Below are 17,598 nucleotides of genomic sequence, written 5' to 3' on the forward strand. Positions count from 1 at the left end.
ACAGGTCTTAAATAAATTATCAGGTGTATGAAAACGACTTCTATTCATATTGTTCTAGCATCATTCATTGTTTTCCTGCTTACTGTTACCCGGCAGGTAAGTGCGCAGTCTGATCTCCGGTTATGGTATAACAGTCCGGCTACGGAATGGGTAGAGGCGTTACCGGTTGGGAACGGTCATATAGGTGGAATGGTTTTCGGGAGGGTTGAGGAGGAACTTATCCAATTGAATGAAAGTACGCTCTACAGCGGCGGACCGGTAAAGCAACAGATAAATCCGGATGCCTTTCAATATCTTCCCCGCATACGGGAAGCATTGTTGAAAGATGAGGATTATTCAAAGGCAAACGAACTGGCCAGGAAAATGCAGGGGTATTATACCGAATCGTATATGCCGCTGGGTGATCTGCTCCTGAAGCAATCGTTTAATGGCAGCGAGGTATCCGGTTACCACCGTGAACTGGATATCCGAACGGCTGTTGCCACTACCCGTTTCACTGTTAATGGCGTGAAGTATATCCGTGAGGTTTTCTGTACGGCGCCTGCCAATGTAATGGTCATTCGCATCCGCTCCAGCGTTTCCGGTGCCGTTAATCTTTCTGTGGCATTAAACAGCCCTTTGCATTACACATTGGCTGCGAAAGCAAACAATGAAGTGATCATGAGCGGGAAAGCCCCTGCGCATGTGGATCCGAGCTATTATAATCCTAAAGACCGGCAGCCTGTTATTTATGAAGATACAACCGGCTGCAACGGCATGCGCTTTCAATGCCGGGTAAGAGCCATTTCAAAAACGGGAACGATCACTGCAGATACTTCGGGGCTGAAGATAGCGAATGCATCGGAACTGGTATTGATCTTATCCGCTGCCACCAGCTTCAATGGCTTTGATAAATGTCCCGATAAAGAGGGGAAAAATGAGCAGGCTATTGTTGCTGCACTGGTCGGCCGGGCGGCAGAACGGTCCTATGCCGCATTACAACAGGAGCATGTAAAAGATTATCAGCGCTATTTCAACCGGGTTTCGTTTACATTAAAGGACACAGGAACAACAAATAATAGCGGTAATGCGCTTCCCGTCGACAAACGGTTGAAGACATATTCAGCAGGAGGATATGATCCGGGACTAGAAACCTTGTACTACCAGTATGGGCGCTATCTCCTGATCTCTTCGTCAAGGCCGGGAGGACCGCCGGCTAATTTGCAGGGCATCTGGAACAAAGAGCTGAGAGCTCCGTGGAGCTCCAACTATACGATTAATATCAACACGCAGATGAATTACTGGCCGGCAGAGAGCACCAATTTATCTGAAATGCATATGCCGCTGTTACAGTGGCTAAAGGGGCTTTCAGTAACCGGCGCCCGTGTAGCCCGTGAGTTCTATCATTGTAATGGCTGGGTAGCGCATCATAATTCAGATATATGGGGTTGTGCTAACCCGGTGGGCGACTTTGGAGCCGGTGATCCTGTGTGGGCCAACTGGTACATGGGGGGCAACTGGCTTTGCCAGCATTTGTGGGAGCACTATGCTTTTACACGGGATAAGAAATTCCTGGAAGAAGCATACCCGATCATGAAACAGGCAGCTTTATTCAGTCTTGACTGGCTGGTAAAGGATAGCAGTGGTTATTGGGTTACGGCGCCTTCTACTTCTCCCGAAAATAAGTTCCGCGATGCAAAAGGCCGTGCACAGGCTGTATCTGTTGCTACAACAATGGATTTGTCCATCATCTGGGATCTTTTTACGAATGTAATAGAAGCTTCCGAAGCGTTGGATAAGGATCAGTCATTTCGCAACCGGTTGGCCGGCGTAAGAAAGGACCTGTATCCATTGAGAAAAGGGAATAATGGGGAATTACTGGAATGGTATAAGAATTTTACCGAAACGGATCCCCAACACCGCCATGTATCCCACCTGTTTGGTTTACATCCGGGACGCCAGATATCAAAGAGTAATACGCCGGAGTTTTTTGCAGCAGCAAAGAAAACATTGGAAGTAAGAGGAGATGCCGGTACAGGCTGGAGCCGCGGATGGAAGATCAACTGGTGGGCGCGTTTGCAGGATGGGGATCATGCCTATAAGCTCATTCGCCAGCTGCTGAACTATTCCGGCGCCGATGGAAAGGGCGGAGGCGGTACTTATCCTAACCTCTTTGATGCGCATCCACCATTCCAGATAGACGGTAACTTTGCCGGAACAGCCGGCATGACGGAAATGCTGTTACAAAGCCATTTGGGAGAGATACATCTTTTACCTGCACTGCCATCTGCATGGAAAGAGGGAGAAGTAAAAGGGCTGAAGGCCCGGGGTGGATTTACGGTAGATATGCAATGGTCTGAAGGGAAACTAAGTAAAGCCACGATCATAGCCACTGCCGACGGGATCTGCCGGATCAGGAGCAACAGGGAGTTTGTTGTGAATGCAGACAGGGCAAAACAGGAGGCTGATGATTTTGTGCTTTCAGTAAAAATGAAGAAAGGGCAGCAATGCAATATCCGGCCGCTGGAACACCCTGGGAATTAAAAAACTTTGGCTCAGAAAAAGCGTATACTCAGTAAATGTTAGCCCGCATTTTCATTTGTAGGGTATGGATATTATATTTAACCCCCAAAGTATTAAGCGCGATTATGAAGAAACTTCTCCTTTACGGCATTGTATTACTGTTTCCTGCAGTACTTCATGCCGCCATCAGGTTGCCGGGGCTCGTTGGCAGCAACATGGTGCTGCAGCAAAACGACAGTATAACCATCTGGGGCTGGGCAAGCCCTTCAGAGAAAGTTACCGTATTTACGGGCTGGGATAATAAAACAGCGACTGTCACCACCAGCGGAGACGCAAAGTGGGCTTTGAAAGTACATACACCGGCAGCAGGAGGGCCTTATGAAATAAGGCTGAAAGCATCCAATGAGATTGTATTGAAAAATATTCTGATCGGCGAAGTCTGGCTATGTTCAGGGCAATCCAACATGGAATACAGCTACTATAACGGCATCCGGCAGATTACAGAGGAGCTGCCTGTTTGTAATAACAATAATATCCGGTTCTTTAACATACCCAAAACTACAGCAATATATCCCCAGGAGAATTGTCCCGGAAGCTGGGAAGTGTGCGACAGTAATAGCCTGAAATCCTTTAGTGCAGTAGGGTATTTTTTCGGGGCGAAACTACAGAAGTCCCTGGGGATACCAGTTGGACTGATCAATGCCAGCTGGGGAGGAACACCGGCAGAAGTATGGGCGCCGGAACATATTGTAACCGGTGAACCCTCACTTGCAGCAGCTGCCGCTAAGCTGGCCCCTGCTGCCTGGTGGCCGCATAAACCGGGTTATGCCTATAATGCGATGATAGCCCCTCTTACAAATTTCAACATAAAGGGAGTTATCTGGTACCAGGGAGAAGCCAATGTGAACACCGCGGATACCTATACCCCGTTGTTTACCGGCATGATAGAGGCATGGCGTGGCGCATGGCAAAAACCGCTGCCTTTTTACTATGTTCAGATAGCCCCGTTCACTTATGAAAAGGAATACCAGGCTGCACTGCTTCGCGAAGCGCAGGCGCGTAGCAGTAGTCTTGCCGGAACCGGTATGGTAGTAGTAACCGACGTTACAGAAAATGTGAAAGATATTCATCCCCAGGATAAGAGAACAGTTGGCAACAGGCTTGCCGCCTGGGCACTTGGAGAAAATTACGGTAAAACCGGGTTTACCTGGAAAAGCCCGGTATTCAAAGAAATGAGCATCAGCAAAAACAAAGCGGTACTCCGTTTCAGCAATGTTCCCACTTCTCTCAAAATCAATGGCAAGGCGCCGGCAGCCTTGTATATAGCCGGGGCAGACCACGTTTTCTATGAAGCATCCGCAAAGATGGAAAAAGATGCGTTGATCGTTTGGAGCAAAAAAGTGGATAAGCCTGAATCAGTGAGATATGAATTCTCCAATGCCGCTATCGGTAATATTTTTTCTTCGGAGGGATTACCTGTTGCCCCTTTCCGTACCGATAGCTGGCCGGTTTCACGGTAAGTGTTCAGCTGTTGGCTATATCTGGTAATTCAGGCCTTACCGTGAATATTATAAAAATTGTAATCCGTCATAGGGGCATCAGTAAAACCAAGTTGCCGGCCAATAGAGGTGATCTGGCCCCTGTGATAAGTACTGTGGTTCATCACCTGCATGATGTATTCAAAATTGGCAAAATCGCATTGGAACCATTGACTTGTTATTAAAGTAGGGTTGGTTACCTCCTCAGCGGTCATAGTATCCACAAAAGCCGCAAATTCTTCAGATTGCTTAACAAAAGTGTCCAGAACTTCATCAAGCGAGCCTCCTATGCCTTCAAAAGTTGCTTCATTCTTTTGTATAATGGATAGCCAGTATTGCTGGCATTCCAGGATGTGGGAGATGGTCTTTTTTATACTGGAAAAGCTGGAAGGCATTTCCTGTTCCAAGAGATTTTGAGGTTTGGTCCTGAGCCAGTTTACAAGGGTTTTATTAGCCCAGAAGTTGTAATTGGCGTAATTCTTCATTAAAGATACGATGGCAGTTTCAGTGATAGCGGCGGTAGTAGCTTGTTGCATATGTTTAAGGTTTTGATTGTAATACAAAGTAACAACCGCAGTGTGACAACGGTATGTCAGTTGGGTTTGAGAAAGGTAAAGTTTTTTTTCAGAAAGGACTTATTTGGGGGAGGATAACCCGGCAAGCTCCTGACATTACCTCAAAGTAGCCACTTCGGTTAAAACAAAGGGCATTCCGGTTGAATTTAGCAAGGTATGGTGGCAGACCTTTGTATAAAAAAAGGTAAATATGAAAGCAATCAGAATTTATGAGTTCGGCGAGCCGGAAGTGATGAAAATTGTTGAGGTTGAACGTCCGGTTCCCGCACCGGACGAAATCTTAATAAAAGTCTATGCTGCCAGCGTAAACCCGGCCGATTACATTATACGGAAAGGTGGGAATGAAGGTTTAAAGCCACTTTTGAAGCTACCGATGGGATTAGGTATTGATGCCGCAGGAATTGTAGAAGAACTTGGAAGCGAAGTGACTGAATTCAAAAAAGGCGACCGTGTGTATGGGGTGCCTAACTATTTAGATGGTAGCTATACTGAATATCTGGCGGCTAAATCTAACCAATTTGCCCATATGCCGCATACACTCAGCTTTAACGAAGCTGCTGCTTTACCAGCCTGCGCGCGTATGGCATGGAGCGGCATGGTAGAGAAGGCCAGGGTAAAACCTGGTCAGCTGGTACTGGTTCATGGTGCAGCGGGAGGCATCGGCAGCCTGGCATTACAATTTGCCAAAGCCTTTGGGGCCAATGTCATTGGTACAGCATCGGCACACAATGCTGATTTTTTAAAACAATTGGGAGCCGATGAAGTGATTGACTATAACACGCAAAAATTTGAGGATATTGTGAGTGATTTGGACGTGGTATTCAATGCTACCCCTACCACTACCGTTGATGAAGAGTTGCGTCTGAGGTCCGTTAAAGTTCTGAAAAAAGGCGGTATTTTTGTGTGTACGCACGGTGTATGGCCCAATGAGGAATTTAAGGAATTACTGGCCGGGAAAAATGCAACTGTGCTGATGGCTGGTGTTGATATCAATCATTATCATTGCCTGACTGAGGTGGCGAGGTTGATTGACGCAGGGAAAGTGAAACCTGTTATCAGTAAGGTTTATCCGTGGGAGCAGGCCGCAAAGGCACATCGTGATAGTGAAACAAAGCATGTCCGGGGCAAAATTGTACTTGAGATTCAGAATGAAGATTAAAATTTATGGTGCACTATAAAACTATCAGCGAATGGTTCCAGGCCTGGCAATTGCCCGGTCCTGAGCATCCGCTGATTAGTGTTATTAAGGTAGATGTTGCCAGAATCATTCATAGTAGCGATACTGTGAGATCTTTTTGCGATTTCTATTGTATAGCGCTGAAGCGGGTTACCGGTGCTGAAAGTCTCAAATTAAAATATGGACAGCGCCCTTATGATTTTAATGAAGGGATTATGTCTTTTGTATCACCCGGCCAGGTAACAAGCCTTGCCGTCGAAAAGGATACAGAAGTGAAGCAATCGGGATGGTATTTGATTGTCCATCCCGATTTTCTGTGGAATACGCCCCTGGCTAATAGTATTAAACGATATGAGTTCTGGGATTATGCTGTAAACGAATCCTTATTCCTGTCTGAAAAAGAGGAAGATATTATTATTGGTATCATTGAAAATATACACCGGGAAACACACGCAAACATTGATAAGTTCAGTAAGCAAATCATCATATCACAGTTGGAAAGCCTGCTCATCTATGCAGGACGTTTTTATAACCGTCAGTTTGTTACACGCGAAAAGGCGAATCATCAGGTACTTGATCGTCTGGAAAAAGTCTTAAATGATTATTTAAGCAGCGGCCAGCCAGCTGTAAAAGGTGTTCCTTCTGTGAACGACATTGCAGCCCTGCTCGCCATCTCTCCTAAATACTTAAGCAGCTTGTTACGGATGCATACCGGGCAAAATACGCAACATTACATCCACGAAAAGCTAATAGAAAGGGCCAAAGAAAGAATTTCCACCAGCGATCTTTCCATGAGCGAGATCGCTTACGAATTGGGGTTTGAGCATTTGCAATCTTTTAGCAGGTTGTTTAAGGCGAAAACACAACTTTCACCTCTGGAGTTCAGGCAGTTATTCAAGAATTAGTATTGGGCTATCATTATTTTTTGCTCGGTCCCAGTGGGTTTAAATAAGAAAAGCCACTTATTATGAGTGGCTTATGGGGTAGGATTGACAATTAATGAACACTCCTTTTTAATCTCTAATGTCCTTTCGCATTTGTAAACTGCGATTAACCTTACAAATCATAGGGATACTAAATTGCGCTGATTAACTGATTGTTAGTAAGTTATTGCAATATCCATACAAGTATTCTATGCGTATTAACTTTACAATGTCTTAAAAAAAGATTATTTTACCTGTTAAGTGGCTGTATAATACCGCTTAAACCCAAGAAATAACTGTCTGCTAACTCCATTTCACTGAAAACTATAAATATTGAAGCAACAAGATATTTTGGCATTTTGGAGGGATGTTGAAGTATTTAACCTTCCAGATTTTAATAAGGATTGTTACTTAGTTCGGCCCGATGTTCCTTTTCCGTGGCTAAGCGAGCGACCTCTTCGTAATCCTAAAACTAATGTATGGCGATATACCCTATTTTTTGGGAAAGTAAAAAAGCAAGATGTTATCGATACAATTGACTGGCTATTAGAGAAAACGGATATCCCTATTGATTGGGAAGATCCGGTAACCGGAGATACCTGTTTTTCAGCATTGTTGTTAAATCAATATGGGCGGCCTGATACCAAAAGTTATGTACCAGCATCTTTTATATTTGGGATAAACTGTCTTGCAGAAAAAACGCCTGTATCGAAAGTTTCTAATAAGTTAAGTGAAGCGCAGACTGAATTTGAATTGCGTTACAATATTCCGGTGCCGGTTGAAGGACAATCTGAAACTTCGGGTCCTCCTATAACCTGGCAGCATCTACAAGAAGAAATAAATTACTTAAATGGTATAACCGGTAATTGGAATAAGTCATCAATTGAAGCATATATCATTGCAAAGGAAGTCCCTAAAGATGCAGAACCCGATACCAGTTTTCTTAACAGCTTTTACCTGGATGACCTGAATCTGCTCATTACTCAACGCGAGCAGGACTATGGCATGGCGTTTCAGCGCTATGTTAGTTTGACAGTTAGTGAGCATGAACGCGAAGACCTGATTGCTAACAGGAACTATCTGTATCAAAGCATTGATCCAGGGATAATGCCAATGGGGCGATGGCCTGCTAATATTACACATGGTCTATATGCAGCTCAGTTAGGTGCGGTGAGTACAACAATAGCAGGATTGAAGGATGAAACTGGCATAAAAGGAATAAATGGCCCGCCGGGCACAGGAAAGACAACATTGTTGCTGGATGTTATTGCAGAGGTAGTAGTAACACGGGCTATCAAACTTATGGAAGAAGGTCCTGACAGGCTTTTTGCACGATTTAACCGGATAGAGAAGGAAAGTGGCTTCAGTGGTTATTTCGATTTGAAATCCAACCTGTTACATAATAATGGGATTGTAGTGGCCAGTAACAATAATGCTGCAGTTGAGAACATTACTAAAACACTGCCTTCAACCAGCAAAATTGATAAGGATACTTTTAAAGATATAGATTATTTTTCTTTGTGTGCACAACGGTTGATAGACGGAGATAGCTGGGGCATACTCAGTGCAACTCTTGGCAACGCGCAGAACAAAAGCAATTTCAAATGGAAGTTCTGGATGACAGATGCCGAAAAAGGAATGCCTGGCTTCCAGGACGTCCTTTGGGAGGTGTATAAAGATCCGGAAAATGATCAAACGTATGTATATAGGCAAAAATTTGATGAGGTAAAAGATGATCTGAAAATCCTGGTGAAGGAATTCGATGCGTTTAAAAAACAAGCTTCCCATTTTCATAATCAATACCCGATCTTTCTGGAAAACGTTGGAGAAAGGGAGAATCTAGAAAGGGATCTCCATAACATACAAGCGGAAATTAGAGGTTTGTCAAATGAAGAAAATAGTCTCAAACATCAAATAGCAGTAACAGATGATCTGATTCGCCTTTCAGAAAACATGTTGACGCATGTGAAGCAACAAAAGCCGTTATTTTTCTTTTTTCAGAAATTGTTTAATACCAAGGCTTATAAGAAGTGGAGAATTGATTATGACTATAATTTGGCGCAACTGCGGGAACATACTGAAAAAAGAATGCTGTTATCCCGACAGCTCGCCGATATTTCCTTAAAGCTGCGTATTAGTCAGGAGAAGGAGACAGGTATAAGCAGAAGCCTTACTAAAGTAAATAAAGCTATTGAGAAATATCTTGAACTGAAACAGGAATTACACCAACTATATGGAATAAACTTTCCCGTTTTTGGGGGCAGCAATTTTTACAGTGCGCCAATCGATTTAGTACAATTAAGCACTCCATATTCATCCGGGAAAATTAATACGCTTCGAAGTAATATTTTCATTAAAAGCCTGGAACTGCACCGATACTGTATTCTTTCAAATGCGAAGCAAATCAGAAATAACCTTAACCTTTTCTTTGAAATGATCGAAGGCCGGGCGGAGGTCAGTGCATCAATCTGCCAGACTTTATGGGGGACTTTATTTCTTTGCGTGCCTGTCATCTCGACGACGTTGGCTTCGGTCAGCCGTTTATTTTCATCAATGGGGAAGGAAAGTATTGGATGGCTATTGTTGGATGAGGCAGGGCAAGCTACGCCACAATCCGCCGCCGGAATTATCTGGCGTGCGAAAAGATGCATTATAGTTGGTGATCCCTTACAAATAGAACCGGTAGTTACCGTTCCTTCTAAATTGATATTTAAACTGAGGCAACAGGAAGGAATAGACCTGATATGGTCGCCAATCAACAGCTCTGTCCAGATCTTGGCAGACAGGGTGTCAGAAAAAGGTACTTATATGGGAGTAGGAGGAGAATCTGATGAAAAGATATGGACCGGTTTTCCATTGCGAACACATCGACGTTGTGAAAATCCGATGTTTAATATCGCTAATAAGATTGCATATGCTGGACAAATGGTGAAAGCAACGAAAGACATAGTAGAACATGGCTATATCGGCGAGTCGGCATGGTTTCATATTGTAGCGAATAGCGCTCCAATTAACAAACATGTATTGACAGAAGAGCTGGATTTATTGCTGGTGAAGATAAATGCGTTAAGGGTAAGTGGCTATACAAATGAAATATTTATTATTTCTCCATTTAAATCAGTTGCCAAAGCGTGTGAATCAGCATTCAAGCAGGTTGCCAAAGTTTCATGTGGTACTATTCACCGATTTCAAGGAAAAGAGGCGGACGTTGTATTTTTAGTTCTAGGTGGGAATCCCGCTTCTCAAGGAGCCAGAGATTGGGCTTCAAAAAAGCCTAATATGCTTAACGTTGCCCTTACCAGGGCGAGAAAGCGCTTTTATGTAATTGGTAATAAGAGTCTATGGGGAAAGTGTAGCTATTTTGATATTATGGCTGCCAGGTTGCCAAGTGTAAATATTTTGCCTCGTGTGTGATGTGAATTAATAAAAAGAATTTGACAGAAACCTGAGAGTTAACTGAGTGAAGCCTTTGTTGTCAACCTCCAAACACACAAATTCTATGTTATGCACCAAATTTTTTTTGCTGGCAATTTCAATTCATAATATAAGGACTACTAACTATGTTTTATATTCTCCCAACCCTTCGCTTCAGAAGTTCTTTTCGTTTATGCCTGTTCGCAGGTTTGTAGCATTGAATGAAATTGTTCAGGTCTTCCAGTTTGAGTGGGTTCTTCTTTAATGTATGAGGAACATTCCTACGGTAATCATACACCAAGACCTCTTTTGTCCGGTGATTTTTGCACGGAAGGTTTAACTTCAGGTCAACATCAATCCGTTATTCGTCCGAATTGCCCAATTACAGCGGGAGGTAACTTAAAACAAAAAAGGGGACAATCATCTTTTAGATGACTTATCCCCTTTTGCGGGCTGGGCGGGACTGCAATCGAACCCCTAGTGCCGCTTTTGACCTTTATTGGTAGTGTTGAACTCGACAAATCGATTGAAAACCATATCACAAATAATAAGACAGTTAGTAAGAAGCAAGTGAAAAAGAGAATAAAAGGCCGTCATCTATGATGCCCGCCTAGTTTCGGCAGCTATTTTCACTGCTAATACTTTTATAATTGCTGATCATTGGCAAGCGATTTCATGACAGAGGTTGATCTTTTTTTAAAGGTATTTTCCATTCCCACATTACCAGCAAAGGTCAGTACCTTGATGATAGAAATGTATATATCTTCTAGTAGGTAATAGTTTTTGTAACAGATATTTTCTGGATTCGGTTGATAAAATCTAATAGAGCAACAAAAATACGAATCTAAACAGACAACTAAATGCAAAAATGAATTTCCGTTAGTGTTTCAACCGGATTTGTCTAGCCTAAATTTATATTCGATTCAATATTCCTAAAATCTGGTTGCTTGGAAAAGCATTTATTGAGGCTAAAACTGGCATTCGTCTAATTATAGACTAAAATTACAGAGACCTTGCATATCCACCGATACAGTAATCAAATAGATAATTTTCCTTCCGAAGCTGGCTGGTGATCTTACTTAGATGTTTTTTTCCATCTTCATAAGCGACCTCGTTAAATTCATAAGATCCTTTAACCCTTATATACCGTGTGTTTGCAAGACGGTAAATATTGCCCGCTTCAAACTGTTGATTAAGAAAGGGAGATTCAAATATTATGTCCCCTCCCGCCTGAGCAAGTGAATCAGCAAGTTCAGGTATCAATTCCGGTTCTTCCCAATAGTCAGGTAAGGATGCAATATTTAAATTGACGAAATTTCGGCTAAATTCATCAGTTGAATAATTAGCAAGAGCAAATAGGCCATTATAAACGCCTTTTCTGACTAGTTGGTTCATTTCAGGCATTAATTGTTCGGATAAATGGTTCACATGAAAATCTTCCAACTCATCCCTTACCACGCGTGCGATAATCATCGAGATTTTCTTCATCGCCTCCTGATTATTTAGCTTTAGTGCCTCAAAAATCAAACTGCTCATGGTTAAAGGATTTGTTATGTCCTAAAATTATTGAAACTTTTCGTATGAGCGGTAATATGGATAACTTTAAACCGAATTAATATTGTTTTTTCGAGTCCGCTTTTGTTGTTGTGCGACTGTCAGCACGGCTTATCGGTGGAAAACCTGTTTTGAAAAAAAGTTAAATTCACTTTATACGAGAATACGTTATCCAATTCAATATGTTTGGTCGAACCTTTCGGCACTATTCCAGCCAACCGGAAAACGGCCCTCTCAACGCCAAATAAAGTTTTAGTGAAGATCTCGTTCATGACTAAAGGCTGGAACAGTGGAAGTCAATATTTTCAGTGTTCTTCAATCGAATTATCAAATAAAAAATTGCCTAGCAATTTGAAAATGTCTTCTTCCTCCAGATCCCAATACTCATCGCCTATTGAATCCAGCTCATCTATAACAGCATCTGAGTCAAATAAACCTGGTAAATTTTTAGCTACGATTTTTTCTCTAAATAGTTCCGGAGAATAGCTTTCTTCATTTACAATCTTTAGCGCATTGGCAAGCAAGTGGGCTCTTTTTGTGGCTCCTATTTCTTTTAAGGCCGGAATGGTTTCAATAGCAAACCTTCCATAAGCATTTACAAAGTATTGATCAAATCCTCCGTTATGTACTTGTTCATGCATAATCATAATCATGTAACAATAACGCTCCTTTTTGGGAAGGGATACAATATAGTCGTACCATTGGGCGCCGTTGCTTAGAATCCATTCATCTTTCAAGCCTTCGAGAACTTTGTTATAATATCTTGTAATTATTTGCTCTGCTGTAATAAGCTTTCATATTGGTTCAAATATTTAATATATTGCCTTTAGGAAGAACTCAAAGTAAATTCCGAGAACGACTATGGACACTATCAATATATTGCGAATAATAAGTGGTATAATATCCATTTCCTCAAGTTTTAGCGATTTGTAAGGCTACTTGAACATACAACAGTTCGGGCTTGATAGTTCTCCTCTTTGGGACAAGTTAGAGAAGTCTAGCCATGTGTGTTCATACCTTTTTCTGAAATGAGCCAAAAGCCATGGGCGCCGAAAGGCGCCCATGGCAGTACATATCCTTTTAGTTGTTCTAAGCAGTAATCGCAACCTCGATGAAAGCCATACCGTTAGTTCCATACTGGATTTTGATATTGCAGTTGAAGGGACTAGACTGAGAGAAGTTGCCGATAGTATAGGTCGGGGCGGGTATTTCTGCTACGGTCTTATAATCCTGCTCGGTTGTTGAGTTGTTGATGTCGAACTGCGCAACCGCTTGTCCATTGGCGGTAATGCTAACTCCTGGCGTATGTTCTGTGTACATGGCATGCGCCCAGTAATTCTTAGCTGTGCCCCCGCTCGTCATTTGATCCGGTGTCGCGAAGTCACCACCTGGAATCTGGATGGATCCGAAGGGGGCAACAGCAATTGACGATGGGTTGGTTTGGTAATCGCTTGCGGTAAGTAAACCCAGCTGTAGCGTTACAGCCAGGGCCACATTTGTAAAATTTTCGATGATAATCAGCGAGGCTGCACCCTTTGGGACATAGTCCTCCCACGGCGTGCCGTTTTCATCTTCCATCAGCCCCTGATATTCGGTGGCCAACGCCCATCCATTGAGCCCAGTAAAGAACGCGGTTTGGTTTGCCCCGCTTGCCAGCACCATGTTATACAGCTGGCTACTCAGGTTTATTCCTGTATAGGTATTCTGGGTGCCGTCAACATTGTTGATGTAAAGTGTAGAACCGTGCCACCCTTCACTAAGACGCTTGCCATAATTAATGTGCAACGTCGCATTTATCTGTATGTTAGAATTGGCCGGCAACAAAGTTTTAAGTACACCCTGGCTGTACATGGTAAGCATTTCATCAGTGTTCATGGCTGCCATGGTTGAAGGCCAAAAAAGAGAGGACATGTTGCCATAGCTGCGGCACATACCAAAGACCGCCTGAAGCTTATAGGCATCGCCAAGGATCAGTGCTTCGACGCGTCCCAAAGCATTGCCCAATTCTTCAAATTCATCGAGTAGCCCCTGCTGCAGCTGGGACACAGTCATTTCGTAGTTATAGATGTTCTGCTCGTAAGTATGCAGCTTGGTCATATCGGTCTGGGTATTGCCAGTCAGGTAGCTCTGCCCGCAGGTAAAGCCGGCTGCCATAACGTTTGCAAAGCATGGAAGCACGTTTTTGGCCACAAAGCCTGCATCTTTGATTTCACCCACGCCAGCCCCGGCCAGGTTCATACCGGTATAAAGTATTCCTTCCACAAGATCCCATATCCAGCTTTTGCTTTTTTTGCGCGGTGGCACTTTCGTATTCACCGGATCGGTAAACGAACAGTTGGTGATCAGGTTGGCAAGCGTCATAGCCTGGCCCTGGCTAAGGGAAAGGTATAATGTTGTCGCCTGCTGAAAAAGCAGTTGCACCGAAATTACGGCTGTAATTTCTTTTTGAAGCTGCTGGGCAACATCTTGCAGGATGGGGATATCAGCCGCTGTTATTGCCGAACCGTCCGGTTTTATTCTTCCTGTTGCCAGGCCGACCGCGATCATATTAATCTGGGCCTGGTAGCTGCTCATGGGCGCAGTCAGGTTCTGGTACTGGGTGCGGATGCCGTGGGGAAGTCCGAGCTCACTGCACAAATACGTATAGGCTTTCTGCTCCTCCGCTGTTCCGGTGTCGAATGCTACCGCTGGCTGCTGAAGGACAGCCTGCAGTGCCCTGCCCGGTGAAAAGTCCCATACCTGGCATGGGTTTACCATGCCGGGCTGGATCGAAGCGGTGGTTACACTGCAGGAAGATGCCGGCGGTGACGAAGGGGCAGGGACGGTTAGTGCCTTGCCGTTGCTCTGGTTGATGATCAAACCCTCGTTGGTTACCGTCCACAGCTGGAACAATTGGGCGCCAGGCTGGCGTGGATAGGCAACGATATTATCCGTAAATACTTCGTTCAATATCGTATTTCCACTGCCAAGCTCCAGGGATAGCACAAATTCGTCATTTACGCTGCTTACCAGATAGCCGGGATATTCATAGGTCCACATGGAAAAGGTGTTATTTTCCGGGATAGCCTGCGCATTGACCGGATAGACCCCAGACTGGGCCGTATTTGCCAGGGTCAAGTAAAGGCTGTTGGTTCCACCTTCCGCCCTGGTACCGATGGTAGTAGGCTGGCCAAAGGGCATCGCCTGCGGAACGATATACCACAGTTCGCTCGCGGTATAAGCCTCAGATTGCGATGGCGGGGCCTGCAAGGTCGTATTGTTCAGTATCTGGCTGAAGCCCACACTTTCAAGCGTTCCGGCGATGATTTTCTCCTCTTTACCATTTAGAGTACCGGTATTGAACTGCGAATATCCGGTAACCCATTTTTGGTTTGCATTGCCCGCATCAATCAGCGATAGGCCTAGACCGCCGTCAGATTCCAGGGCGGTAAGGGCTAAGCTGGGATTGGTAGCGCTTACGATAAAACCATCGATCGTCTTGCGCCAGAGCTGGTATATCGCTGCCTGTCCCGTTGGCGTAACGGATCCTCCTTCAGGCCCGGCAAGTGTGACGCTTCCATCTGTGGTCACGGTAAGCATTGCGCTCAGCGGCCCGTTTGGCGCGTAATTGGTATTCCGGATGGTAAACCAGAGGCCCTGCGGTTGATACGGAAGAGGCACCCAGATTTCATTACTTGGGGTGCCGAAATCATAAATAATCAGGTTTGCGCCGGAAGAGGCGTTACCTCCTTGATCCACGTTAAGGTAATAGTTTAGTCCTGGTCCTCCGGTAGCAAGCATACCGTTGGACATCAGGAACCACTGCTGGTCAAAACCTGCCTCTCCCACGCTTTGTATCGTAACATTCTGTTTGTTACCGGATTCCGCCGAAAGGCACATAGAAAGATTCAAGGCACTGATAATATCACCGTCAGGGGTCATCTTCCACAACTGTGCGGCAGCGCCGGGCAGCATGGGTTCAATCACCACAGCGGTGCCTGCGCCACCTGTACTCTGCGAAACCGTCATTACATACTCCAGGCGGTCGTTTGCATTGTTGGGCATATCCGTTTTCAGGTAGAACCAGTCTCCATTCATGATAGGTGCTGCCTCAATAAGTATCCAGGATTCATTAGTGCCCTGCGTCTGCGCATAGGTGATCACTGGTGTCCCGGAAGCAGGTCCCCCAACTCCCTGGACATTGAGGTAACAATTGTTTGGACTTTCCGCACTGCCCAGATTGACGTAAAACTGTCCGCCGTTCCAGTACCAGATCTGTTCAGCGCTTGGTGTCTGGGTGCTGCTGTCAAAGCTTTGTAGCGTTACCTGGCCGCTGCCCGAGCTGTCTGCCGTGAGTACCGAGCCGCTGTCGTTGGCGGGGCTTATCGTGCCAGTCCCATTAAACGACCAGATCTGAGCGCTGTTGCCGGGAGCGATTTGGTCTATCACCACACCATTGTTGTTTGCCAATACATACGGGTTAGCCGCATTGTTTTCTGGTCCGCTTAAGGCTGTTTGGATATAAAAACTGTGGGCCACAATCTGGACAGGAGTTGCAGGGAACAGGAACCATTTTTCGTTATCGCCATCAGAATATTCGTAGGTAACCACGATGGTACCGGGAGTTGTATTGGCCTCATACAGGTTCAGATATACTGTGCCAATACTGCCGCCCATGTTCACGGATAAATGGTTGTCATTGACCGTCCATATCTGTGCAGCAGTAAGCTGCTGACCGCTGGCAAATGCTTCAAGGGTAATCTGCACGCAACTTGTGGGGCTGGTACTTTGCGCCGTCAGTACCAGAGCGGTAGTGCCGGCGGGGCTGATGCTGCCGTCGCTGTTGAACTGCCACATCTGTTCCGGATTGCCTGGAACCCAGCCATCAATGATGATCCCATTCTTACGGGAAAGTACGAAATTAGTAGTCTGAGAGGCTACGGATCCAGTAACCTGACTGTCCGGACTTGCGCCTATGGCCGTCTGGATATAGAAAGCCGCTGAGCCCAAAATGGCAGTATCGCTTTGGGAGAAATTTTGATTATCCATCGTTTGTGCTCCAGGCACAATTTCGGGGAAAGGAGAGTTATTCATAATTTACTTTAGTTTAAACAGATTAATTTTACTAAAGATAAAAACCATCATCTTACATATTCATAATAATTAATGTAGCATTTTTGGAGATTTTAATGCATGACTTTTCGAAGAGTTTTGAATACCTCTTCGGTCTAAATTTGAATCTGCCAGGAGGAAAGATTTGCAGCGGTATGCCGTTGAAGTTTCAATTTATGTTGTAAATGATTGTGCGGAGAGGTATTTGGTAAAATAGAGGAGAAAGGAATATAACAATGAAGAAGAAAATAGGAGGTGAAAGTACATTTCATAGTGACGAGTAAAAGTGTTTGCTTAAATTTTGTACTCAAGCCGTACAACACAGTTCGGAAATGTACTTGAGAGCATGTTAATGCCGAAATGTTGCCAGGCCGCCATTAACGACGTTCAGCGCCCTGTCTACCCCTTGTACCTCTTTTGACCTTTATTGGAAGTATTGAACTTGACAAATCAATTGAAAACACTATAAGAAAGTGGACGGAAAACCAGATAAAAAGATAACAAAGGGAAGACACTTATAAAAACTTATACTTTCAAACTGTCCGGGAGTGGGAAATTCTTTGAATAGCTTCCTGAATTCATCTCCAAATTGTAACATATTATTCCAAAAAATAACGACATTGATAATCATTCAAAAAAAGGACCAGGGGAAATGAGACTTTAAAATACTAATCATGACTCCCTTCTTCCAGCGAAGAGGGATTGGATTTGAACCCACAAGTATTGGACGTATGGTCAGGTTTGCCTTCCCAGCAGTTTTCAATGATGGTACGCGGAGCGTAAACAGGCCATCTCCCAAAGGCTGCCTTTGGGAGGGCAGTTAT

General features: G+C 44.3%; 9 protein-coding genes. 5 read left to right on the forward strand and 4 right to left on the reverse strand.

Features of this window, described 5'->3' with window-relative positions; genetic code table 11:
• The first annotated feature begins 27 nt into the window (after window positions 1-27).
• Entirely contained in the window at window positions 28-2,523 is a 2,496-nt protein-coding gene (locus ABIE50_RS08960) for a glycoside hydrolase family 95 protein (protein ID WP_209864395.1), read from the forward strand.
• Between the two features lie 104 nt (window positions 2,524-2,627).
• Complete coding sequence (locus ABIE50_RS08965; protein ID WP_209864392.1) at window positions 2,628-4,022, forward strand: sialate O-acetylesterase; 1,395 nt, start codon at window positions 2,628-2,630, stop codon at window positions 4,020-4,022.
• A 29-nt stretch (window positions 4,023-4,051) separates the two neighbouring features.
• Here ABIE50_RS08965 and ABIE50_RS08970 read toward each other — a convergent pair whose 3' ends face one another.
• Window positions 4,052-4,576 carry a DinB family protein gene (locus ABIE50_RS08970; RefSeq protein ID WP_209864390.1) on the reverse strand — a complete coding sequence of 175 codons (525 nt, stop codon included), beginning with the start codon at window positions 4,574-4,576 and terminating at the stop codon, window positions 4,052-4,054.
• A 229-nt stretch (window positions 4,577-4,805) separates the two neighbouring features.
• Between ABIE50_RS08970 and ABIE50_RS08975 the strand changes: the two genes are divergently transcribed.
• The 3 genes from ABIE50_RS08975 (at window position 4,806) to ABIE50_RS08985 (ending at window position 10,129) form a co-directional block, all read left to right on the forward strand.
• Complete coding sequence (locus ABIE50_RS08975) at window positions 4,806-5,774, forward strand: NADP-dependent oxidoreductase (protein ID WP_209864387.1); 969 nt, start codon at window positions 4,806-4,808, stop codon at window positions 5,772-5,774.
• 5 nt (window positions 5,775-5,779) lie between these two features.
• Complete coding sequence (locus tag ABIE50_RS08980; protein WP_209864384.1) at window positions 5,780-6,697, forward strand: helix-turn-helix domain-containing protein; 918 nt, start codon at window positions 5,780-5,782, stop codon at window positions 6,695-6,697.
• A 351-nt stretch (window positions 6,698-7,048) separates the two neighbouring features.
• Entirely contained in the window at window positions 7,049-10,129 is a 3,081-nt protein-coding gene (locus ABIE50_RS08985; RefSeq protein WP_209864381.1) for a DEAD/DEAH box helicase, read from the forward strand.
• 1,002 nt (window positions 10,130-11,131) lie between these two features.
• Here the strand turns inward: ABIE50_RS08985 and ABIE50_RS08990 are convergent.
• The 3 genes from ABIE50_RS08990 to ABIE50_RS09000 form a co-directional block, all read right to left on the reverse strand.
• Window positions 11,132-11,665, reverse strand: a complete 534-nt coding sequence (locus ABIE50_RS08990; protein WP_209864379.1) for a hypothetical protein — start codon at window positions 11,663-11,665, stop codon at window positions 11,132-11,134.
• Between the two features lie 323 nt (window positions 11,666-11,988).
• On the reverse strand, window positions 11,989-12,420 hold the full coding sequence (locus ABIE50_RS08995) for a DMP19 family protein (RefSeq protein WP_209864376.1): 432 nt from the start codon (window positions 12,418-12,420) through the stop codon (window positions 11,989-11,991).
• A 352-nt stretch (window positions 12,421-12,772) separates the two neighbouring features.
• Window positions 12,773-16,756: an RICIN domain-containing protein gene (locus ABIE50_RS09000; RefSeq protein WP_209864374.1), complete on the reverse strand. Its 3,984-nt coding sequence runs from the start codon at window positions 16,754-16,756 to the stop codon at window positions 12,773-12,775.
• Window positions 16,757-17,598: the final 842 nt, after the last annotated feature.

It is taken from the genome of Chitinophaga sp. OAE865 (genome assembly GCF_040546735.1).
GTDB classification, from domain to species: domain Bacteria; phylum Bacteroidota; class Bacteroidia; order Chitinophagales; family Chitinophagaceae; genus Chitinophaga; species Chitinophaga polysaccharea_A.